The sequence below is a fragment of the Pseudomonas sp. GW823-FHT02C02 genome (genome assembly GCF_058797635.1).
Window position 1 is genome coordinate 182366 of record NZ_JBXAJV010000008.1, and the last position, 20242, is coordinate 202607.

Genomic DNA, 20242 nt, shown 5'->3' on the forward strand with positions numbered 1-20242 from the left:
CGCGAGCAGGCTCGCTCCCACAGGGGATTTGTGAACGACACAGATCCAGTGTGGAAGTGAGCCTGCTCGCGATGGGCACGACTCGGTCTTCAAGCCTTGCGCTTCAACCACTCCACCATCCCCAACCCCGCCGCACGCCCACTGGCGAAACACGCGGTCAGCAGATAGCCACCGGTCGGTGCTTCCCAATCGAGCATTTCCCCCGCGCAGAACACCCCAGGCAATTGCTTGAGCATCAGCCGTTCATCCATCGACTCGAACATCACGCCTCCGGCGCTGCTGATGGCCTCGTCCAGTGGACGGGTTTTAACCAGCATCAGGGGCAACGCCTTGATCGCCCTGGCCAGCAACGCCGGATCAGCAAAGCTTTCGGCCGGTGTGAGTTCGCGTAGCAACGCCGCTTTCACCCCATCGATCCCGAGCTGGCTGTGCAGGTGTTTGGACATGGAGCGGGAGCCACGGGGTTTGCTCAGCGCCGCCTGAACTTTATCCACAGGCCGGCCCGGCAACAGGTCAAGATGAACGGTGGCGGAGCCGTGCTGATTGATGGCCTCGCGAATCGGTGCCGAGAGGGCGTAGATCAAGCTGCCTTCGATCCCGGTCGAGGTGATCACGCATTCGCCCAAGCGCGGCACGTCGTCATTGAGACCGATGGCGATGTTCTTCAGCGGAGCGCCAGCAAATTTGCTGACCATCAACTCGCTCCAGGCCTGCACCTCGAAGCCGCAATTGCTCGGTTGCAACGGCATCAGTCCTACGCCTCGCTGCTCCAATGGCAGCATCCACGCGCCGTCCGAACCAAGGCGTGACCAGCTGCCTCCGCCGAGGGCCAGCAAGGTGGCGTCGGGCTTGATGATGGTTTCGCCATCGGGGCTGTCGATGCGTAACCCACCGTGATCATCCCAGCCGAGCCAGCGGTGGCGGGTGTGGATAACGACGCCGGCCTCGCGCAGACGCTTGAGCCAGGCGCGCAACAGGGGGGCCGCTTTCATGTCGGTCGGAAACACCCGGCCGGAGCTGCCGACGAAGGTTTCGATGCCCAGGTCATGAATCCACTGGCACAACGCATCAGCGCCGAATGAGCGAAGCAGCGGGGCAATCTGCGGCGCGCGTTCGGCATAGCGCGAGAGAAACGCCGGGTAGGCTTCGGAATGGGTGATGTTCATGCCGCCGACACCGGCCAGCAGGAATTTTCGCCCCACCGACGGCATGCCGTCGTACAGGTCGACCTTGATCCCGGCCTGGCTCAGCACTTCGGCGGCCATCAGACCGGCGGGGCCGCCGCCGATGATGGCGACGTGAGAAGGGGAGGAGGTCGAGGGCTGGGTCATGGAGTGCGCTGCGGTTCGGCGGAATAAGCCGGGCATTCTATCAGCACAGATCCCTGTGGGAGTGAGCCTGCTCGCGATGGCGGTGGGTCAGTCAAAATCGATGTTGGATGTGATGGCCTCATCGCGAGCAGGCTCGCTCCCACATTGGTTCCGGGGTGTTCATAAAATAGTGATCAAAAAACAACCAGCGCTCTGCATGCTATATGAAGCATGGCCTGCAGACCCTTTCACTCAGGTTATCCACAGGCAGTTCCACAGGCATTGTGGGTAAAGACTCACACCTCAATGACACCCTGATGACTGCCAGACCCGTTGCGCGCTGTGATGCAGGATGCCGTGGCGGCGCGCCAGGGCCTGGCGGTCCTTGCTGTAGCCGCCGCCAATCACTCCTACCACCGGAATATCCCGACCCAGGCAGTGGCGCATCACGCTTTCATCGCGAGCGGCCACGCCTTCGTCGGTCAGCTTCAGGTAACCGAGGGCGTCGTCCTTGTGCACGTCGACGCCGGCGTCATACAACACCAGATCCGGTTGGTAGAGCGGTAGCAAATAATTCAGCGCGTCATCCACCACCTTCAGGTAATCGGCATCGCCCATGCCTTTTGGCAGCGGGATGTCCCAGTCGCTTTCAGCCTTGCGTGCAGGAAAATTCTTTTCGCAGTGCAGGGAAACAGTCACCGCCTCCGGGGTGTTGTGCAGAATCCGTGCAGTCCCGTCGCCCTGGTGCACGTCGCAATCGAAGATCAGCACCCGATTCACACGGCCGCTTTCCAGCAGGAAATGGCTGATCACCGCCAGGTCATTGAAGATGCAGAAACCCGCCGGATAGTCGTAATGCGCGTGATGGGTGCCTCCGGCCAAATGACAGGCCAGCCCATGTTCCAGCGCCTGTTCTGCCGCAAGCAACGATCCGCCGACCGCCCGCACGGTGCGTCGGGCCAGCGCTTCGCTCCAGGGCAGGCCGAGGCGCCGCTGGTCTTCGCGGGACAACTCGCCGCTCATGTAGCGTTCGATATAGGCAGCGTCATGGGCGAGGGCGAGAATCTCCGGGGGGCAGAGCTCCGGGCGCAGCAGGTCGGCGTCCCGGGTCAGGCCGCTGTCCACCAAGTGATCGCGCAGCAGGCGAAATTTGTCCATGGGGAAGCGGTGATCCGCCGGGAATTCGGGGCTGTAGTCTTCGTGGTAGATCAGCGGCAGCGGCATAACGAATTCAGGTAGGAATGAGTGAAGGATCCTACCAGCGTTGTAGACTTGCGGCATGGAAAGGGGAGGAAAGATGGAGCCGATACTGGAACTCGAGAGCGCACGACTGCTGTTGCGGCAGTGGCGCGATGAGGATTTGCCGGAGTTTGCGGCGATGTGCGCCGATCCACAGGTGATGCGATATTTTCCGGCGCCTTTAAGTCGTCTGGAAAGTGCGTCGCTGATCGGACGGATTCGCGGGCATTTTGCCGAACATGGCTTTGGTCTCTGGGCGCTGGAGCGCAAGGACACCGGGGCATTCATCGGTTTCACCGGCCTCGGTGTGGTTGGTTTCGATGCGCCGTTCACCCCGGCGACCGAAATCGGCTGGCGCCTGGCGCGCGAGCATTGGGGCTTGGGTTATGCCAGTGAGGCGGCGTGGACCGCTCTGCGCTGCGGCTTTGATCGGTTGGCGCTGCAAGAAGTCGTGTCGTTTACCGCCAAAGACAACCTGCCTTCGGAAAAAGTCATGCAGGCGATCGGCATGCACCATGATTCAGCCGATGACTTTGACCATCCCAAGCTCGCGGCTGATCATCCCCTGCGTCACCATGTGCTGTATCGCATCTCCCGTGAACAATGGCTGCAAACCTTGCATGGATAAGCAGTCACGGACGTTTACAATGGCTGCCATGGGCCCTGGCCATAAACTGAATCGACCGCCGCAGCCAAGACTGCGCGGCAAGCTTTGTGTGAGGAGAGTCTGAATGAGCCAAGTGTTGGATGATCTGGTCGATTTGCTGACCCTGGAACCGATCGAAGAAAACCTGTTTCGTGGCCGCAGTCAGGACCTGGGTTTTCGTCAGTTGTTCGGCGGTCAGGTGATCGGTCAGTCGTTGTCGGCGGCCAGTCAGACAGTCGAAGAAGCGCGCCATGTGCATTCGATGCACGGTTATTTCCTGCGCCCGGGCGATTCCGCGTTGCCTGTGGTGTATCAGGTTGACCGGGTGCGTGATGGCGGCAGTTTCAGCACGCGTCGGGTGACGGCGATCCAGAAAGGCAACCCGATCTTTACCTGCAGCGCCTCGTTCCAGTACGACGAAAAAGGCTTCGAGCATCAGGCCGAGATGCCGACCGTGGTCGGCCCGGAAAACCTGCCCTCGGAACTGGAACTCACCCAGCAGCGTGCGCACCTGATCCCTGAGCACATGCGCGAGAAATTTCTGTGCCCCAAGCCGATCGAATTCCGACCGATCACCGAGAAAGATCCCTACAACCCGCAACCGTCAGATCCGGTCAAGTACGTCTGGTTTCGCGCCGACGGTGCTTTGGCCGACTCTCCGGCGTTGCACAAATACCTGCTGGCCTATGCCTCGGACTTCGGTCTGCTGACCACCTCGATGCAGCCCCATGGCAAATCGGTCTGGCAGAAAGACATGCAAGTGGCCAGCCTCGATCACGCGCTGTGGTTCCATGCGGACCTGCGCGCCGATGACTGGTTGCTGTACGCGATGGACAGCCCCTGGGCCGGCAATTCCCGTGGTTTCACCCGCGGCAGCGTGTTCAATCGTGCCGGGCAACTGGTGGCTTCGGTGACTCAGGAAGGCTTGATCCGTCATCGCAAGGATTGGGCATGAGCCTGGCCGAGGTGCGGCACTGGGTGTTCGACATGGACGGCACCCTGACGGTGGCCGTGCATGACTTCGCGGCGATCCGCGTGGCGTTGGCGATTCCCGCCGAAGACGACATCCTGACCCACCTCGCGGCGCTGCCGGCCGATGAAGCGGCCGCCAAGCATGCTTGGCTGCTGGAGCACGAACGGGACTTGGCGCTGGGTTCGAAACCGGCGCCGGGTGCGGTGGAGCTGGTGCGGGAGTTGGCCGGGCGCGGTTATCGTCTTGGCATTCTCACGCGCAATGCCCGGGAGCTGGCGCACGTAACCCTGGAAGCGATCGGCCTGGCTGACTGTTTTGCCGTGGAGGATGTGCTGGGGCGTGATGAAGCACCACCTAAACCGCATCCCGGTGGTTTATTGAAACTGGCCGAGGCCTGGCACGTGCCGGCGAGCGAGATGGTGATGGTCGGTGATTACCGCTTTGATCTGGATTGCGGCCGAGCGGCGGGGGCGCGGACGGTGTTGGTGAATCTGCCGGATAACCCTTGGCCGGAGCTGACGGATTGGCATGCGGCGGATTGTGCGGTGTTGCGGGAGATGCTTTCGGCTTGAGGGCTCCTTCGCTGGCAAGCCTCGCTCCTACAGTGGGGCGCGCTGCCCTTGGAGGAGCGAGGCTTGCCCGCGAAGACGTCTGATCAGGCCATACAAACTCACTGACCAAACAATACCTTCTGCCCCTCCGGTGACGTAAGCATCCCATCCCCGTTATGCCCGACCCCTGGCACTTCAACCAGCCGCTGATTCACCCCTTTCGGATTACGACGCAGCAGGTAATTGAAAAAATTCTTCCCGCGAACCAGACGATAAGCACCTTGGGCTTCGGCCTCGCAACCTTTGTCCAGCGCCGGATGCTGCGGGTCGGTGTCTTGCTGCCCGAGCAGATAAGTCACGTCCCGTTTGACGTAATTTCCTTCAATCTGTGGTGCCGTTTGCCCACTGGCATATACCGGTAAATCCGTCAGCCCGTATTTCCAGCGATTGAAACCGGGGCACGCCGCATGGTTGAACGCCACTGGCCGCTGCTCATTGAAATACGCATAGGACGAAGGGTTGGCGACCACGTAGCGAAGCTTCACGCCGGCGGCCGTCAAGGCCGGTTGCTCGCGGGCTAGCAACGCATACCGCTGCACCACCTGAGCGCCACCGGAGTGGCCGGCGAGGATGATTTGCTTCACGTCCGGAAACTGTCGATGGTCGCCGACTCGCTCGATGATTTGATCGAGGGCTGCAAAGGAACTCAGCGCAAAAGGAGCGGTGGATAAACCTCCTGCCATCCAGTCATTGCCCTGCCAGCGCAACACCGTGTCTGCCACAGGATGAAGTGCGATGTCGGTTTCGTTGAGGAATTGCGGCGCGATCACCAGGGTGCTTGCACTTTGCCCGGCCAGTTCCGCTGCGCGCTCGGCGCTTTGGCGATAGGTTTCAGCGTTGCGCAGACGACCATGGATGATGATCAGCACGCGTTCGATTTTCGCGGGCGCCGGGCCGAGGCTCACCGCCATCTCACCTTCTTTCAACAACAACCGCCCGGGGCTGAGCTCTTTGACGCCATGCTCCGCAGCCTGGGTGCTCGCGCAGGTGAACAACAACATCAACAACCACTTATTCATTTAAAGGTTTTTCGCCGCAAAGGTATCGCACTGGCCCACCTGGCCTTGCGCAAATCCGGTTTTGAACCAGCGCACCCTTTGCGCTGATGTGCCATGGGTAAACGAGTCCGGTACCACCCGACCCTGCCCCTGTTGTTGCAAACGGTCATCGCCGATGGCGTTGGCCGCGTTCAAGGCTTCTTCGATGTCACCCGGTTCCAGCCAGTTCAGACGCTGCTGCGCATTGTTGGCCCAGACACCGGCCAGGCAATCGGCCTGCAACTCCTGACGCACCAACAAGCCGCCATCACCTTCCATCTGCCGGCCTTGCTGGCGAGCTGTCTGAATTTTCGCGGAAACGCCGAGCAATGTCTGAACGTGGTGTCCGACTTCATGAGCGATCACGTAGGCCTGGGCGAAGTCACCGGCCGCGGAAAAGCGTTGCGACATTTCCTGGAAAAAAGCCATGTCCAGGTAGACCTTCTGGTCGGCCGGGCAATAGAACGGTCCGGTCGCCGATGTCGCCAGACCACAGGCCGAATTAACCCGGTTGCTGAACAGCACCAGCGTCGGGTTTTTATACTGCCGACCGGCCTGCTGGAAAATCTGGCCCCAGGTGTCTTCGGTATCGCCGAGGATCGAGCGCACGAATTCGGCGCCTTCATCATTGGCCGGCGGCGCCTTGCGGCTCTGGTTGGTGGCCGGTGCCGATTGCTCGGTCATTTGTCCGGTCAGTTGCCCGAGGATTTGCATCGGGTCCTGGCCGGTGAGCCAGCCGATCCCCACAATCAGGATGATCGCGGTCAGGCTCAGGCCTTTGCCGCCACCAAAACGCATCCCACCGCCACCGCTGCCGGCATCATCACCACGGGCGTCGACCACGTTGTCGCTGCGTCGGCCTTTTTTCCATAGCATGTGGGAATCCTCTGATTGTCCGTGGTGATGAGTGTTGCTGGTGTGGGGGGGCGGCGCCAGTCCGGCTGTCCGGCATTTCGTTCACTGGCCGGAAGAATCGCTGACTGTAGGAACATGGATCACCCATTGAATTCCGTCAGGGCGCGGATTTTTATCGAACGGGCGACCCGCGGGTCTGTCGAGCATCGGGTTCCAGATTTCGCATTACAGGGTTCATCTTCTAGAATCAGGCAAATTGTAGGTGGAACCTCCCATGGCCGGCAGTCAGATCGAACGTGTCTTCAATGTGCTCGAAAGCCTCACCAGTGACCCTCGCGGTCTGCCGATGCAGATGCTCGCGGAGCAACTGGACATCCCGAAAAGCGCAACTCACCGCCTGCTCGCGGAACTGATCAGGTTGGGTTATGTGCGGCAGAATCCGGAGAACCTGCGGTATCACTTGTCCACCAAACTGGTGGCGATGGGGTTTCGTTATTTGTCGGGCAGCGGCGCCGATATCGTTCAGCCAGTGCTGGATCGCCTGGCCCAGGACACCGGGGAGTTGGTGCGTCTGGGGGTGATTGAAGGTGAGCGGCAGATCTGGATTGCCAAGTCCCAGGGGGCCCGTTCCGGCCTGCGCTACGACCCGGAAATGGGCCGCGATGCGCCGTTGTTTTATACCGCGTCGGGCCATGCGTGGCTGGCGTGCATGAGCGATGCCGAAGCGTTGTCGCTGGTTGAGCGCCAGGGCGGCGAGCAGCCAAAAGACCTCGGGCCGAATGCTCCGCGTTCCAACATTGAACTGCTCGAACGTCTGCGTCTGGCGCGGGAACAGGGCTATGCCTGGGTCGAGGAAAGCTCGGCGGTGGGCACCTCGGCGATCGCGGCGGTGGTGCGGCATCCGAGCGAGGGTCGTGTGATCGGTGTGCTGAGCATCGCCGGACCGAGTGCGCGGATGCCGGGTGCGCGGTTGCATGAATTGGCGCCGCTGTTGTTGAGGTATACCGAGGAATTGGCGGCGGCGAGTCTGGCGTCGGAGTTGTTCAGCTAATTTATGGGGAGCGAGCTTGCTCGCGAAAGTGAACTTTCAAATAGCTCAAATGTTGAATGTCAGTCCGCCATCGCGAGCAGGCTCACTCCCACGGTTGATTTTTATTGATCGTGAAACTGTGCGGTATTCGAACACTTTCGGCTGAAGCTTGTGTTGGAATCTGGAACCAGGTTCTAAATTATTGGAACTCGCCGCCCGAGACACGTTTCACTTCTCAAGGGAAACCCATGACCGCCAGCACTCCGCTCTCCGGCGTTAACCAGCCCTTCAAAGGGATTTTGCTGATTGTCGTCGCCACTTTCCTGTTTTCCAGCCATGACGCTTTTTCGAAATACCTCTCGGGCTTCTATCCGATCGTGATGGTGGTCTGGGCTCGTTATGTGGTGCACACCTTGTTGATGGCCGGGATTTTTCTGCCACAGTCCGGGTTGCGCGTCCTACGGACCAAACGACCGATGCTGCAGTTGGTGAGGGCGTTGTGCCTGTTGGGCACCAGTTTGTTTTTTACCACCGGCCTGCAGTACATCCCGTTGGCTGAAGCGACGGCGGTCAACTTTCTTGCGCCGGTTCTGGTGACTGCGCTCTCGGTGCCGCTGTTGGGGGAGCGCGTGACACGTGGCCAATGGATCGCGGTGATTTGCGGGTTTGTCGGCGTATTGATCATCGTCCACCCCGGTGGCGATCTGTTCACGCCGGCGGTGTTGCTGCCGCTCTGTTCGGCGCTGTTTTTCTGCTTTTATCAGTTGCTCACTCGCAAGCTCAGCAACATCGACAGCCCGACCACCAGCAACTTCTTCGCCGGCTTGTGCAACACCCTGGTGATGAGCGCGCTGGTGCCGTTCTTCTGGCAAGTGCCGACACTGGGGCATGGTTTCATGATGGTGGCGCTGGGGACCTGCGGGATGACCGCGCATTTGTTTCTGACTCAGGCCTTCCGCCACGCCGCGCCCGCGTTGTTGGCGCCGTTCGGTTACTGCCAGATCGTCTTTGCCGGTTTGCTGGGCTGGCTGCTGTTCTCCCACACACCGACCCTGACCACAGTGATCGGGATCGCGGTGATTTGCTGCAGCGGGTTGGCGGCGGCGTGGCAACAGAGTCGTCGGTAGGAAAATCAAACAGGCAGGCCTGGAACCAGGCCTGCCAAGGGAGGGGACTTTACTCGGTGACAGTAGGAATCTTGCGCGGTGCCATGAAGTACATCCAGGTCAGGGCAATGAAGTACATCGCCGGAATCAGGGTGAACAGCACGGTGTAGTTGTTGTTGGTGACCGTCAGGATGTGGCCGACCAACTGAGTCATGAACATACCGCCGATGGCTGCGCACATGCCGCCGAAGCCAAATACCGTACTCATCATGTGTTTAGGCGTGTAGTCCATCACCAGGCTCCAGATGTTGGCGGTCCAGGCCTGGTGCGCACCGATGGCCAGAGAGATGGCGAACACCGCGACCCACAGACTGCTCGAACCCGCCGCCATGATTACGCCGACGATGCAGCAGGCGAACAGGAACATGGACAACAGGCGCGCCTTGATCGGATTCATGCCGCGGCCGATCAGGAGCGAGGACAGGATCCCGCCGCCGACGCTGCCGAAGTCTGCAGTCAGGTAGATGATGATCAGCGGGATACCCATCTGGGTCACGTTGATCCCCAGGTTGTATTGCTGATTGAGAAACGGCGGCAGCCAGTACAGGTAGAACCAGAACACCGGTGCGGTGATGGAGTAGGCGAGGGCGAAGGCCCAGGTGCCACGCATGCGCAGGATTTTCGAGAACGGTACACGGGTCTGCTCCGGCTCGACTTCCTTCTGGATGTAGTCCAGTTCCGATTGTTTGACGCTCGGATGGTCTTCCGGGTTGAAGTACTTCAAACCCCAGAACAGCAACCAGATCCCGCCCAGTGACGCCATGCACAGGAACGCGGCTTGCCAGCCCCACACGTGCAGGATCAGCGGCAGCAGCATCGGCGTGAACATTGCGCCGACGTTGGTGCCGGCGTTGAAGATGCCGGTGGCCACGGCGCGCTCGCCGGCCGGGAACCACAAGCGCGTGGTTTTCACGCAAGCCGGGTAGTTGGCGGCTTCGGTCAATCCGAGGATGAACCGGCAGACCATGAAGCCGACCGCCGACGTGGCCAGGCCGTGGGCGCCGGTCGCCAGGCTCCAGAGCAACACTGCGCAGAAGAACACGCGCTTCACGCCGACCCGATCGATCAACCGGCCTTGCAGCACGAAACCGATGGCGTAGCCGACCTGGAACCAGAAGTTGATGTTGGCGTAGTCCATCGCCGTCCAGCTCATTTCCTTGGCGAGGATAGGCTGCATGACGCCCAGTGCAGCGCGGTCGATGTAGTTTAGCGTGGTGGCAAAAAACACCAGTGCCAGCATGCCCCAACGGGTCTTGCCGACCGCCATGGCGCCGCGAATCTTGTCGCCGATACCGCCGCTGGCAGGAGTCATGGAGGAACGCTCCACGGGAGAGCTTTGAGAAGGAGTCATGTAGGCCACCGATTATTTTTATGTGGTGTTCTGAGTCTTTGGTCATCGAGACCGATGTGTGTGACCGGGCTCAATGTGTCGTCGATGTTGGGCAGTGGACGAAAAATCGTCAATTCGCCAAGGGCCATTGTGTTCGATAATCGCACGCAAAACTAACTGGGTAGTACACTTTAAATTGCTGTGTTCGACCGCCAAGCCAATAATTCCCCCAAGAGAAACGCGATCCCTGTAGGAGCCAGGCTTGCCGGCGATGGCGTCCTCAAGATCGCCTTCGCGAGCAAGCTTCGCTCCTGCAAAAAGGGTGCGACGCCTTTAATAAGATTGTCTCCACCACCGGGAGCCGAAATATGCAGCGTTCCATTGCCACCGTTTCCTTGAGCGGTACCCTGCCGGAAAAACTCGAAGCCATTGCCGCCGCCGGGTTCGACGGTGTGGAGATCTTCGAAAACGACCTTCTCTATTACGACGGCAGCCCGCGGGAAATCAAGCAGATGTGCGCCGATCTCGGGATCGCGATCACACTGTTTCAACCCTTTCGGGACTTTGAAGGCTGCCGCCGCGACCGTTTGCATCGCAATCTGGAACGGGCCGAGCGCAAGTTCGACCTGATGCAGGAACTGGGCACCGACCTGGTGCTGGTGTGCAGCAACGCGTCCGCCGATTCCATCGGTGATGAAAATATCCTCATCGACGACTTGCGCCTGCTGGCCGAACGCGCCGGCGCACGCGGGTTGCGGATCGGCTACGAAGCGCTGGCCTGGGGCCGGCATGTGAACACCTGGCAACAGGTGTGGAACATCGTCCGTCAGGCCGATCACCCAAGCCTCGGTGTGCTGCTGGACAGCTTTCACACGCTGTCGCTCAAGGGTGATCCGAGTTCGATCGCCGAGATCCCTGGCGATAAAATTTTCTTCGTACAAATGGCCGACGCACCGATTCTGGCGATGGACGTGCTCGAGTGGAGCCGGCATTTTCGCTGCTTCCCGGGTCAGGGCGAATTCGATTTGCCGGGCTTCCTGGCTCCGATCATCAAGAGTGGGTACACCGGGCCGCTGTCGCTGGAAATCTTCAACGACGGTTTTCGCGCCGCACCGCCTCGGGCCAATGCCGCCGACGGTTTGCGTTCGTTGCTGTATCTGGAGGAGAAAACCCGTCAGCGTCTGGCACAGGAAACGACACCGGCGGTCAGCCTCGACATTCTGTTCGAGACGCCCAAGGCCAGCGAATACAACGGCATCGAGTTTCTCGAATTCGCTGTGGACGAAAGCCTTGGCGCCAAGCTTTCCCATTGGCTGGAGCGACTGGGTTTCGTCAAGGCCGGGCAGCATCGCTCCAAGAGCGTGAGCCTGCTGCGTCAAGGTGACATCAACCTGATCCTCAATTCCGAGCCTTACTCGTTTGCCCACAGTTTTTTCGAAGCGCACGGTCCGTCGTTGTGCGCCACCGCCGTGCGGGTCAAGGACAGCGCCAGTGCGCTCGCTCGGGCCGTGGCTTACAAGGGGCAACCGTATCGCGGACTGGTCGGTCCCAATGAACTTGAGCTCGCTGCCGTGCGCGCACCGGATGGCAGCCTGATTTATCTGGTGGATCAGGACGCCGATGTCTACGGCACTGATTTCCATCTGCAACCGGCTGCCGTGGCCGGTGGTGGCCTCAAACGCATCGACCACATGGCGATGGCATTGCCGGCCGACAGTCTCGACAGTTGGGTGCTGTTCTATAAGAGCCTGCTGGATTTCGAAGCCGATGACGAAGTGGTGCTGCCCGATCCTTACGGTTTGGTGAAAAGTCGAGCGTTGCGCAGTCGTGACAGTTCGATTCGCCTGCCGCTGAACATTTCCGAAAACCGCAACACCGCGATCTCACACGCGCTGTCGAGTTATCGCGGCTCCGGCGTGCATCACATCGCGTTTGATTGCGATGACATCTTTGCCGAAGTCAGTCGTGCCAAAGAGGCGGGCGTGCCGCTGCTGGATATTCCGCTCAACTATTACGATGACCTCGCTGCACGGTTCGATTTCGACGACGAATTCCTCAGTGAACTGGCGTATTTCAACGTTCTTTATGACCGCGATGCCCAGGGCGGCGAGCTGTTCCATGTGTACACGGAGCCGTTCGAAGGGCGGTTCTTCTTTGAAATCATCCAGCGCAAAAATGGCTACGCCGGTTATGGTGCGGCCAATGTGGCGGTGCGCCTGGCGGCCATGGCCAAATCCCGAAGTGGTGCTGTACGTCTGGCAAAGTTGTAGGAAAATCGTAAACACGGCGACAAACCGCTGCCGCGCGGCTTCCTTCACTGGGCGGTGCGGCCCATAATCGCCAGCCTGTGCAGTGATGGCCGTGAGCCCGCAATGACGATAACTTCAGAACTCTCCGCAGTGCCCGCCGAACCGATTGCCGGGCCGCGCAAGAGTCGCAAGAACAACCCGGAAAAGACCCGCGAGAACATCCTTCAAGAGGCGATTGTCGAATTCGTCCAGCAAGGGCTTTCCGGTGCTCGCGTCGATGCCATCGCCGAGCGCATCCACACCTCCAAACGCATGATTTATTACTACTTCGGCAGTAAGGAACAGCTGTACGTCGAGGTGCTGGAGAAACTCTACGGCGACATCCGCAACACGGAAAACCATCTGCACCTGGCCGAACTGGCGCCGGTGGAGGCGATTCGGCGACTGGTGGAATTCACCTTCGACCACCATGATCGCAACGTCGATTTCGTGCGCATCGTCAGCATCGAGAACATTCACAACGCGGAATACGTGAAGCGTTCCGATGCGATCAAGGCGATGAACAACACCATCCTCGATTCCCTGGGCGTGATTTTGCGTCGCGGGGCTGAAGAGGGCGTGTTCCGTTCAGGGCTTGAGCCGCTGGATGTGCATCTGCTGATCAGCTCGTTTTGCTTTTATCGCGTGTCCAACCGCCATACCTTCGGTGAGATTTTTCAGATCGACTTGCCGGACGAAAGCATCAAGCAGCGTCATCGGGAAATGATTTGCGAGTCGGTTTTGCGATACCTGCAGGCCTGACCTGTGGCGAGGGGGCGTCGGAACGCCGCATCGCCCCGTTGGGCTGCGATGCAGCCCTCATACTTTCAACCTTAGCCATTCATGCTCTGAAAATGCGCCAACATCCGCTGCGCATCCGGCACCACGCCACTGAACAACTCAAACGCCTTCACCGCCTGAAACACCGCCATGTTGCCGCCATCCAGCGTTCGGCAACCCAAGGCGCGGGCATTGCGTAGCAACTCGGTTTCCAGCGGAAAATAAACAATCTCCGCCACCCACAACTCAGCCCGAAGCAACTCCACCGGAACCGGCATGCCCGGTAGTTTCTTCATGCCCATGGGCGTGGTGTTCACTAACCCATCCGCCTGGCCCAGCGTGCTCGGCAAATCATGCCCCGCCACGGCCCGGCCAGCGCCGAAGTGTTGATTGAGATTGTTCGCCAAGGACTGCGCACGGCTGATCTCCACATCGAAAATACTCAGTAGCTGTACGCCTTCGCTCAACAGCGCGTGGGCCACTGCCGCCCCGGCCCCGCCAGCGCCCATCTGGACCACACGCTCGCGGGCAACGTCCTTCAAGCCCCGGCGAAAACCCTCGGCAAAACCGAGGCAATCGGTGTTGTGGCCGATGCGCTTGCCGTCCTTCAGCACGACCGTGTTCACCGCCCCGATGCCGCGAGCTTCCGGCGACAATTCGTCGAGCAACGGGATGATCGCCTGCTTGCACGGGAAGGTGATATTCAGGCCGGTGAAGTTCATGCGTTCGGCGGCCATCAACAGATCGGGCAGGGCGCTGCTGTCGAGTTTCAACTGATCGAGGTCGATCAAGCGATACAGATAACGCAAACCCTGGGCATCACCTTCATGCTCGTGCAGTGCCGGAGTACGGGAAGCCTGGATGCCGGCGCCGATCAGCCCGGCCAGTACCGCGTTGTTCTGAGTCACGGTGCTTACCCCTTCAAACGTTGACTGAAGTAATCCAGCGCCAGGCGATAACCATGGCTGCCGAAACCGGCCATCACCGCTGTGGCAATGGCGGAAACGAAGGAGTGATGCCGGAAGGGTTCGCGGGCGTGAACGTTGGACAGGTGAACTTCGACCACCGGCAATTCGCTGGCGACCAAGGCATCGCGGATCGCGACTGACGTGTGCGTCCAGGCCGCCGGGTTGATGACAATCCCGGCGCAACGGCCACGGGCCGCGTGAATCCAGTCGAGCAATTCGCCTTCATGGTTGGTTTGGCGAAACTCCACTGCCAAGCCGAATTCTTCGGCGGCGCGTCCGCACAGGGCAGAGATATCGGCCAGGGTTTCGTGACCATAAGTCGCCGGTTCGCGGGTGCCAAGCAGGTTCAGATTCGGGCCGTTGAGCACCAGAACGATAGGGGACATCGAAGTCTCTCCACATATTATTTTTGGAATGGGCTGAGGTGATCAGCCTGTGGAGATAAATTGTACTAGCTGGTTAGTTCGGTCAATTGAAGAGCGGTTTCAGTGAGGTTTTGTGTGCGGTGATCGGACAGTCGCACGACTTATCGCGGCAGATGCTCGACCAGGAAATCGATAAATGCCCGCAGTCTAAGCGGCATATGACGGGTCTGTGGATAGAGCAGGGTGAAGGGGCGCGAGCGTCCGCCATACGGCTTGAGCACTTCCACCAATGAGCCATCGGCCAGTTCGTTTTCAACGATGAAGCGGTAGGTTTGAAAAAGCCCCGCCCCGTGTTTGGCCAGGGTCACGCCGCCGAGTACGTCGTCAGAACAACTGAGGCTGCCCTCGGCAAGAATCTCCCGCGGGACGCCGTCGTCGTTGAACAGCCAGGCAATGCGCCGACCGCTGCTGGGCAATTCGTATTGAATGCATTCGTGCTGCGCAAGGTCGTCCAGGCTTTGCGGGGTGCCCGCGCGCTTCAGGTAATCGGGGCTGGCAATCATCACCAGGGCGGCGTCCTCAAGGTGCCGGGCGATGAGCCCGGAATCCGGAATCGCCCGCACGCGGATCGCCATGTCATAGCCTTCGCCAACGAAATCGATGTTGCGATTGCTGATGTGCGATTCGACTTTCACGTCTGGAAAACGCGCCCGAAATGCCGGCAACAACGGCAAGATCCGATGGTGCGCATACGTCGTGGGAATACTGATGCGCAGTGTCCCGGACGGTTGCTGTTGCTGGCCCATGACCTCGCGCTGAGCCTCCACCAACTGCGCCAGGGCCTGACGACATTCTTCGTAATAGCGCCGACCACTGTCGGTCAGCTTGACGCTGCGGGTGGTGCGCGCAAACAGCCGCACGCCCAGACGTTCTTCCATGCGCGACACCGATCGACTCACGGCGGCCGGTGTGACACCCGCCACCAACGCGGCCGCCGTAAAGCTGCCGGCCTCGGCGGCGAGGCAAAACAGTTCGATGCTGCCCAGCTGAAGATCGTCGAATACTCGCTGCATGATGGATGACACCGGGGGTCAATGAGGGACTGGATTTCGCCACTGTAGATGAAATCGGCCCGGCGGTGCTTTACTTGACCGGCGTCTTCTTTGATAACCGGCCAGGAGCAGCATCATGCCTTTCGTCAGCGTGCGTATTACCCGTGACGGCGTCACCCGGGAGCAGAAAGCCCAAGTCATCGCCGAGATTACCGACACCTTGGAGCGAGTCCTCGGCAAGGATCCGAAATTGACCCACATCGTGATCGAAGAAGTCGACACCGATAACTGGGGTTATGCCGGCATGACCACCACCGAGTATCGAAAAAACCTGCCGGGATGAGGGTGTTACACGCCCGCAGAGCCGTCCTCGTGACGGCTTTTTTGTGGGCGCGGCGAAAGGATTGCTTACTATTTTGCGCCGTTATCCACCGGTCCAAGGCGAGGCTTGGCGCTAGTCTCAGAGGCGTAAAGGCGATTTGGCGTCGCGCCAATTGTCGGTTTTCCAGGGAATGTCGGGTCTTCGGATTCCTTAACCTAACGGATGGGTTGGTATGCGGTTATTCAGCTACAAAGGGTTTTCAATGGTGATCATGTTGCGTGATGAGCACTGTCCACCTCACGCACATGTGGACGCCGGAAGCTGGAGCGCACGCTTCAAATTCTGCTTTTGGCACAACAGCGTCGAGCTGTGGGATGTGGTTCCTCATTCAAATCGGCCGCCAGTGGCCGTGCTGGAAGGATTGCGTCACGCACTCGGCCAACCCGCCCACTTGCGCCGCGCCCGTGCCATCTGGTGGGGCGAGTTGCACACGGTCTGTCTTGATCATCAGATTTGGGACTGGCAGGCCAGCGAAGTCGTGGTGATAAAAAGGATTGCGAGTACGGCCTGGATGATTGGCTCGGCTTGCTATGAACCCGAGACGAACAAGACCCTGTTGGCGCTGATCGGCGCTCCTGAGGGTGTGGAGATCCAACTATGAAAACGATACAGGCAGGCATGCTGGTCGATCGGCCTGTCACCGAGGTCGTGCTGGATGAAGCCATCCAGCGCGGGCAAGTGCGCCAGAAGAGCGGATTGCAGGCGACTTCGGTGAGGTTTGTGGAGCCTTGTCTGGCGGTCAGTTTCATTGATGGCAGTGGCGTGCTGCTGCCCGTGCAGCACTATCCGGAATTTGATGATTTTGACGTCGAGGATTTCGCAGACCTCAAAGTCGGCTTTTCCGGAACCGCCCTGTGCCATGAAGGCAAGGATCTGCACGTGTCCATCGCTGGGATGATTTCGGCGAGCAAGCCGTTGATGGACATGGCTGCCTCGGTCATCGCCTCGCGCAATGGTCGCCAAAGCAGCGCCGCCAAAGCCGAGGCCGCGCGGGCCAATGGCCGAAAAGGCGGGCGTCCGCGCAAGACAGATGTCACCGATTGAGCACCCACAAAAAAGCCGTCGTGATGACGGCTGATTTGTCTAAGCGACTGACTTTCAACGACGGGTCAGCAACACCCCGGATTCCATGTGATGTGTCCACGGAAACTGGTCGAACATCGCGCACTGGGTGATGCGATGGGTGTCGTGCAACTGGGCGATGTTGGCGGCCAGGGTTTCCGGGTTGCAGGAGATATAGAGGATGTTGTCGAAGCGCCGGGTCAGTTCGCAGGTGTCCGGGTCCATGCCGGCGCGAGGCGGGTCGACGAAGACGCTACCGAATTCGTAGCTCTTCAGATCGATCCCCTGCAGGCGACGGAACGGGCGAACTTCATTCAGGGCTTCGGTCAGCTCTTCTGCGGACAACCGCACCAGGGTGACGTTATCCACAGCGTTTTCGCTGAGGTTGCTCAGTGCGGCGTTGACCGAAGTCTTGCTGATTTCCGTGGCCAGCACTTTGCGCACACGGGTCGCCAGCGGCAGGGTGAAGTTGCCGTTGCCGCAATACAGCTCCAGCAAATCGTCCGGGCGATCGCCGAGGGCGTCGTAAGCCCAGTTGAGCATCTTCTGGTTCACGGTGCCGTTGGGCTGGGTGAATGCACCTTCGGGCTGGCGGTAGCTGAACGTGCGGCCACCGACGTCGAGTTTCTCGACCACGTAATCATGGCCAATCACTTCGCGTTTGCCTTTCGAACGACCGATAACGCTGACGTTCAGGTCGGTGGCCAGTTTCGATGCCGCCGCGTGCCAGTGTTCATCCAGTGGACGGTGATAGCACAAGGTGATCATCGCATCGCCGGCCAGGGTGGTCAGAAACTCCACCTGAAACAGCTTGTGGCTCAGCGCCGCACTTGCCTTCCAGGCCGCCTTGAGCTGCGGCATCAGTTCATTGATGCGCAGGCTGGCGATCGGGAACGCTTCGATCAGGATCGGCGTGCGTTTGTCTTCCTGGGAAAACATCGCGTAATGCCGATCGCCGCCTTCGCGCCACAGGCGGAATTCGGCGCGCAGGCGGAAATTTTTCAACGGCGAGTCAAACACCGCAGGTTCCGGTGCATCGAACGGGGCCAGCAGATCGCGCAGGCGCGTGACCTTTTCTTCGAGCTGAACGGCGTAGGCCTGGGAATCAAAAGTCATGCGTTGAACCAACCCAACTTGATCACAAACAGAATCGAAAGAATCACCAGCGCCGGGTTCAGCTCACGGCCGCGGCCGGACAGCAACTTGATCGCGGTCCAAGAGATGAAACCGAAGGCGATGCCGTTGGCGATGGAATACGTGAACGGCATGGCCAGCGTAGTGACCACGACCGGTGCGGCGACGGTGATGTCATCCCAGTCTATTTCGGCCAGGCCGGATGTCATCAACACCGCGACGAACAGCAGCGCCGGTGCGGTGGCGAACGCCGGAACGCTGGCGGCCAACGGCGAGAAGAACAGCGCAAGCAGGAACAGGATCGCCACCACGACGGCCGTGAGGCCGGTACGGCCACCGGCACTCACGCCAGCGGCGGATTCGATGTAGCTGGTGGTGGTCGAGGTGCCCAGCAGCGAACCGGCCATGGCCGCGGTGCTGTCGGCGATCAGGGCGCGGCCCATTTTCGGCATATGGCCGTCCTTGCCCATCAGGCCGGCGCGCTTGGCGACGCCGATCAGGGTGCCAGAGTTATCGAACAGGTCGACGAACAGGAAAGCGAAAATCACGCTGACCAGACCGATGTCGAGCGCACCTTTGATGTCCAGTTGCAGGAAGGTCGGCGCCAGGGACGGTGGCATCGACATCACGCCGCCGAACGGCGTGAAGCCCAATGCGATGGACGCGATGGTCACGACCAGAATGCCGATCAGCACCGCACCGCGCACGGCGAGCGCTTCGAGGGCAACGATCAGGGCAAAACCGAGGGTCGCGAGGATCGGAGCGGGTTGCTTCAAATCACCGAGGCCGACCATGGTCGCCGGGTTGCTGACGACGATGCCGGCGTTATGCAGGGCGATCAGCGCCAGGAACAGGCCGATACCGGCGGCAATCGCTGAGCGCAGCGGCAGCGGGATGCTGTTGATGATCCATTCGCGGATGCGGAAGATCGACAACAGGAAGAACAGCACCGCCGAGATGAACACCGCCCCCAGCGCCACTTGCCAGGTGTGGCCCATGTGCAGGACCACGGTGTAGGTAAAGAAGGCGTTCAGGCCCATGCCCGGCGCGAGTGCGATCGGGTAGTTGGCGATCAGGCCCATCACCGTGGAGCCGATGGCTGCTGCCAGACAGGTCGCGACAAACACCGCGCCCTTGTCCATGCCGGTCTCGCCGAGGATGCTCGGGTTGACGAACAGAATGTAGGCCATGGCCAAGAAGGTCGTGACGCCCGCCAGAATCTCGGTCCGCACGTTGGTGTTGTGTGCCTTGAGTTGAAACAGCCTTTCCAGCATGTCTGCTCCCCGTGGCGCGCCGGGCGCCGTGAATGTATCGACCTCAACAGCAAAGCACAGACCGCTGATAGCGCCTGGTAATTTTCTGTGGGCCGGAAAAAGCCGCGCATCATACCAGCAGCGTGGGGCTATGGCTGCTTATGGCTGCGATCGTCGTCGATGTTTTGCCGTAAAGCGAAGTGAGCCATACTGCGCGCTGGTTTTGGGGGGGCGTTATGAAGTGCATTAAAAAGCGTGGGATTGCGGTGGTGGGCGTCGCGATGGCGTTGTGGCTGGGGGCGCAAACTGCTTCGGCGGCGATGGCGGCTCCGTTGAGCCAGGTGAAAGTGATCAAGGTCCAGTCGCCGGGCTGTGGTCTTGAAAACATTGTCGAGAAACAGGAGCAGACGAGCTGCGACCACAGTGGTCCGGACATCAAGGTCTACGTTCTGGAAATTGGATATGGCAGCCTTAGTCCGCACGTCGCGCTGGATGGTTTTAACGTAGACGGCACCCGGACGGCGGTGTGTGCCTATCAAACCGGCAACCTGAAGGAGTGCGCATCCGGAGAAACAACCGTCGGCTATCTGTACATCTTCGATCTGAAGGACAAGCAGGACGGCATCTTCACCTTCAGCAACACGTCCATCAACGCGCCCCGCAACACGATGTCGACACAGCTTTACATCAAGTAACGGCTGCGTTCGAACAAGGGTCAGGAAAGCTGACTACGCTTTAAAGATCATTCTGTGGACCGCGCC

General features: G+C 59.9%; 21 protein-coding genes. 11 read left to right on the plus strand and 10 right to left on the minus strand.

The window, feature by feature from the left end:
* Positions 1-89: 89 nt before the first annotated feature.
* The gene (locus AC1ROI_RS16600) at positions 90-1331 is read right to left on the minus strand and encodes a TIGR03862 family flavoprotein (RefSeq protein WP_177426696.1); all 1242 of its coding nucleotides are present in this window, start codon (positions 1329-1331) and stop codon (positions 90-92) included.
* A gap of 282 nt (positions 1332-1613) precedes the next feature.
* Positions 1614-2534, minus strand: a complete 921-nt coding sequence (locus AC1ROI_RS16605; RefSeq protein WP_010467425.1) for a histone deacetylase family protein — start codon at positions 2532-2534, stop codon at positions 1614-1616.
* Between the two features lie 73 nt (positions 2535-2607).
* On the opposite strand from AC1ROI_RS16605, the gene AC1ROI_RS16610 reads away from it, so the two are divergent.
* From AC1ROI_RS16610 to AC1ROI_RS16620, 3 genes are all read left to right on the plus strand, one after another.
* Complete coding sequence (locus tag AC1ROI_RS16610; RefSeq protein WP_010467427.1) at positions 2608-3177, plus strand: GNAT family N-acetyltransferase; 570 nt, start codon at positions 2608-2610, stop codon at positions 3175-3177.
* A 103-nt stretch (positions 3178-3280) separates the two neighbouring features.
* A complete protein-coding gene (tesB, locus tag AC1ROI_RS16615; RefSeq protein ID WP_010467428.1) occupies positions 3281-4150 on the plus strand; it encodes an acyl-CoA thioesterase II in 870 nt (289 codons plus the stop codon).
* Positions 4147-4740: an HAD family hydrolase gene (locus AC1ROI_RS16620; RefSeq protein ID WP_010467429.1), complete on the plus strand. Its 594-nt coding sequence runs from the start codon at positions 4147-4149 to the stop codon at positions 4738-4740. Before tesB ends, AC1ROI_RS16620 begins: the two co-directional genes overlap by 4 nt.
* Positions 4741-4838: 98 nt before the next feature.
* Here the strand turns inward: AC1ROI_RS16620 and AC1ROI_RS16625 are convergent, their stop codons facing one another.
* Complete coding sequence (locus AC1ROI_RS16625; protein WP_102593926.1) at positions 4839-5798, minus strand: alpha/beta fold hydrolase; 960 nt, start codon at positions 5796-5798, stop codon at positions 4839-4841.
* Positions 5799-6692, minus strand: a complete 894-nt coding sequence (ypfJ, locus tag AC1ROI_RS16630) for a KPN_02809 family neutral zinc metallopeptidase (RefSeq protein ID WP_077749423.1) — start codon at positions 6690-6692, stop codon at positions 5799-5801.
* Positions 6693-6945: 253 nt separating this feature from the next.
* Between ypfJ and AC1ROI_RS16635 the strand changes: the two genes are divergently transcribed.
* A complete protein-coding gene (locus AC1ROI_RS16635; RefSeq protein ID WP_010467435.1) occupies positions 6946-7722 on the plus strand; it encodes an IclR family transcriptional regulator in 777 nt (258 codons plus the stop codon).
* Between the two features lie 227 nt (positions 7723-7949).
* On the plus strand, positions 7950-8828 hold the full coding sequence (locus AC1ROI_RS16640; RefSeq protein WP_010467437.1) for a DMT family transporter: 879 nt from the start codon (positions 7950-7952) through the stop codon (positions 8826-8828).
* A gap of 49 nt (positions 8829-8877) precedes the next feature.
* Here the strand turns inward: AC1ROI_RS16640 and AC1ROI_RS16645 are convergent, their stop codons facing one another.
* Positions 8878-10179: an MFS transporter gene (locus tag AC1ROI_RS16645; RefSeq protein ID WP_010467439.1), complete on the minus strand. Its 1302-nt coding sequence runs from the start codon at positions 10177-10179 to the stop codon at positions 8878-8880.
* A gap of 386 nt (positions 10180-10565) precedes the next feature.
* On the opposite strand from AC1ROI_RS16645, the gene quiC reads away from it, so the two are divergent.
* Positions 10566-12467, plus strand: a complete 1902-nt coding sequence (gene quiC, locus AC1ROI_RS16650; protein WP_102593924.1) for a 3-dehydroshikimate dehydratase QuiC — start codon at positions 10566-10568, stop codon at positions 12465-12467.
* Positions 12468-12569: 102 nt separating this feature from the next.
* Positions 12570-13247 (plus strand): TetR/AcrR family transcriptional regulator, encoded by a 678-nt coding sequence (locus tag AC1ROI_RS16655; protein WP_042932539.1) that lies wholly within the window; start codon positions 12570-12572, stop codon positions 13245-13247.
* Between the two features lie 71 nt (positions 13248-13318).
* On the opposite strand, the gene AC1ROI_RS16660 is transcribed toward AC1ROI_RS16655, so the two are convergent.
* The 3 genes from AC1ROI_RS16660 to AC1ROI_RS16670 all read right to left on the minus strand — a co-directional run bounded on the left by AC1ROI_RS16660 (position 13319) and on the right by AC1ROI_RS16670 (position 15671).
* Positions 13319-14173 (minus strand): shikimate dehydrogenase, encoded by an 855-nt coding sequence (locus AC1ROI_RS16660; RefSeq protein WP_102593923.1) that lies wholly within the window; start codon positions 14171-14173, stop codon positions 13319-13321.
* A gap of 5 nt (positions 14174-14178) precedes the next feature.
* Positions 14179-14619 (minus strand): type II 3-dehydroquinate dehydratase, encoded by a 441-nt coding sequence (gene aroQ, locus AC1ROI_RS16665; RefSeq protein WP_077749419.1) that lies wholly within the window; start codon positions 14617-14619, stop codon positions 14179-14181.
* 140 nt (positions 14620-14759) lie between these two features.
* Positions 14760-15671, minus strand: coding sequence for a LysR family transcriptional regulator (locus tag AC1ROI_RS16670; protein WP_010467449.1), 912 nt, complete (start codon positions 15669-15671; stop codon positions 14760-14762).
* A gap of 115 nt (positions 15672-15786) precedes the next feature.
* Between AC1ROI_RS16670 and AC1ROI_RS16675 the strand changes: the two genes are divergently transcribed.
* The 3 genes from AC1ROI_RS16675 to AC1ROI_RS16685 all read left to right on the plus strand — a co-directional run bounded on the left by AC1ROI_RS16675 (position 15787) and on the right by AC1ROI_RS16685 (position 17076).
* The gene (locus AC1ROI_RS16675; RefSeq protein WP_010467451.1) at positions 15787-15993 is read left to right on the plus strand and encodes a tautomerase family protein; all 207 of its coding nucleotides are present in this window, start codon (positions 15787-15789) and stop codon (positions 15991-15993) included.
* Between the two features lie 211 nt (positions 15994-16204).
* On the plus strand, positions 16205-16633 hold the full coding sequence (locus AC1ROI_RS16680; protein WP_102593922.1) for a DUF4160 domain-containing protein: 429 nt from the start codon (positions 16205-16207) through the stop codon (positions 16631-16633).
* Positions 16630-17076 carry a DUF2442 domain-containing protein gene (locus AC1ROI_RS16685; protein ID WP_010467455.1) on the plus strand — a complete coding sequence of 149 codons (447 nt, stop codon included), beginning with the start codon at positions 16630-16632 and terminating at the stop codon, positions 17074-17076. Before AC1ROI_RS16680 ends, AC1ROI_RS16685 begins: the two co-directional genes overlap by 4 nt.
* Positions 17077-17130: 54 nt before the next feature.
* Here the strand turns inward: AC1ROI_RS16685 and trmA are convergent, their stop codons facing one another.
* Both trmA and AC1ROI_RS16695 read right to left on the minus strand, forming a co-directional pair.
* Entirely contained in the window at positions 17131-18210 is a 1080-nt protein-coding gene (gene trmA, locus AC1ROI_RS16690; protein ID WP_010467457.1) for a tRNA (uridine(54)-C5)-methyltransferase TrmA, read from the minus strand.
* Positions 18207-19502 carry an NCS2 family permease gene (locus AC1ROI_RS16695; RefSeq protein WP_010467459.1) on the minus strand — a complete coding sequence of 432 codons (1296 nt, stop codon included), beginning with the start codon at positions 19500-19502 and terminating at the stop codon, positions 18207-18209. The genes trmA and AC1ROI_RS16695 overlap by 4 nt, the downstream gene beginning before the upstream one ends.
* 215 nt (positions 19503-19717) lie before the next feature.
* On the opposite strand from AC1ROI_RS16695, the gene AC1ROI_RS16700 reads away from it, so the two are divergent.
* On the plus strand, positions 19718-20176 hold the full coding sequence (locus AC1ROI_RS16700) for a DUF4879 domain-containing protein (RefSeq protein ID WP_102593921.1): 459 nt from the start codon (positions 19718-19720) through the stop codon (positions 20174-20176).
* Positions 20177-20242: the final 66 nt, after the last annotated feature.

What these genes read in the sequence shown, in the direction of transcription:
- AC1ROI_RS16700 (WP_102593921.1), top strand. Translation starts at nt 19,718, where the DNA reads ATGAAGTGCATTAAAAAGCGTGGGATTGCGGTGGTGGGCGTCGCGATG.
- AC1ROI_RS16680 (WP_102593922.1), top strand. Translation starts at nt 16,205, where the DNA reads ATGCGGTTATTCAGCTACAAAGGGTTTTCAATGGTGATCATGTTGCGT.
- AC1ROI_RS16620 (WP_010467429.1), top strand. Translation starts at nt 4,147, where the DNA reads ATGAGCCTGGCCGAGGTGCGGCACTGGGTGTTCGACATGGACGGCACC.
- AC1ROI_RS16655 (WP_042932539.1), top strand. Translation starts at nt 12,570, where the DNA reads ATGACGATAACTTCAGAACTCTCCGCAGTGCCCGCCGAACCGATTGCC.
- quiC (WP_102593924.1), top strand. Translation starts at nt 10,566, where the DNA reads ATGCAGCGTTCCATTGCCACCGTTTCCTTGAGCGGTACCCTGCCGGAA.
- AC1ROI_RS16605 (WP_010467425.1), bottom strand. Translation starts at nt 2,534, where the DNA reads ATGCCGCTGCCGCTGATCTACCACGAAGACTACAGCCCCGAATTCCCG.
- AC1ROI_RS16625 (WP_102593926.1), bottom strand. Translation starts at nt 5,798, where the DNA reads ATGAATAAGTGGTTGTTGATGTTGTTGTTCACCTGCGCGAGCACCCAG.
- aroQ (WP_077749419.1), bottom strand. Translation starts at nt 14,619, where the DNA reads ATGTCCCCTATCGTTCTGGTGCTCAACGGCCCGAATCTGAACCTGCTT.
- tesB (WP_010467428.1), top strand. Translation starts at nt 3,281, where the DNA reads ATGAGCCAAGTGTTGGATGATCTGGTCGATTTGCTGACCCTGGAACCG.
- AC1ROI_RS16675 (WP_010467451.1), top strand. Translation starts at nt 15,787, where the DNA reads ATGCCTTTCGTCAGCGTGCGTATTACCCGTGACGGCGTCACCCGGGAG.
- AC1ROI_RS16635 (WP_010467435.1), top strand. Translation starts at nt 6,946, where the DNA reads ATGGCCGGCAGTCAGATCGAACGTGTCTTCAATGTGCTCGAAAGCCTC.
- AC1ROI_RS16695 (WP_010467459.1), bottom strand. Translation starts at nt 19,502, where the DNA reads ATGCTGGAAAGGCTGTTTCAACTCAAGGCACACAACACCAACGTGCGG.
- trmA (WP_010467457.1), bottom strand. Translation starts at nt 18,210, where the DNA reads ATGACTTTTGATTCCCAGGCCTACGCCGTTCAGCTCGAAGAAAAGGTC.
- AC1ROI_RS16670 (WP_010467449.1), bottom strand. Translation starts at nt 15,671, where the DNA reads ATGCAGCGAGTATTCGACGATCTTCAGCTGGGCAGCATCGAACTGTTT.
- AC1ROI_RS16640 (WP_010467437.1), top strand. Translation starts at nt 7,950, where the DNA reads ATGACCGCCAGCACTCCGCTCTCCGGCGTTAACCAGCCCTTCAAAGGG.
- AC1ROI_RS16600 (WP_177426696.1), bottom strand. Translation starts at nt 1,331, where the DNA reads ATGACCCAGCCCTCGACCTCCTCCCCTTCTCACGTCGCCATCATCGGC.
- ypfJ (WP_077749423.1), bottom strand. Translation starts at nt 6,692, where the DNA reads ATGCTATGGAAAAAAGGCCGACGCAGCGACAACGTGGTCGACGCCCGT.
- AC1ROI_RS16685 (WP_010467455.1), top strand. Translation starts at nt 16,630, where the DNA reads ATGAAAACGATACAGGCAGGCATGCTGGTCGATCGGCCTGTCACCGAG.
- AC1ROI_RS16610 (WP_010467427.1), top strand. Translation starts at nt 2,608, where the DNA reads ATGGAGCCGATACTGGAACTCGAGAGCGCACGACTGCTGTTGCGGCAG.
- AC1ROI_RS16645 (WP_010467439.1), bottom strand. Translation starts at nt 10,179, where the DNA reads ATGACTCCTGCCAGCGGCGGTATCGGCGACAAGATTCGCGGCGCCATG.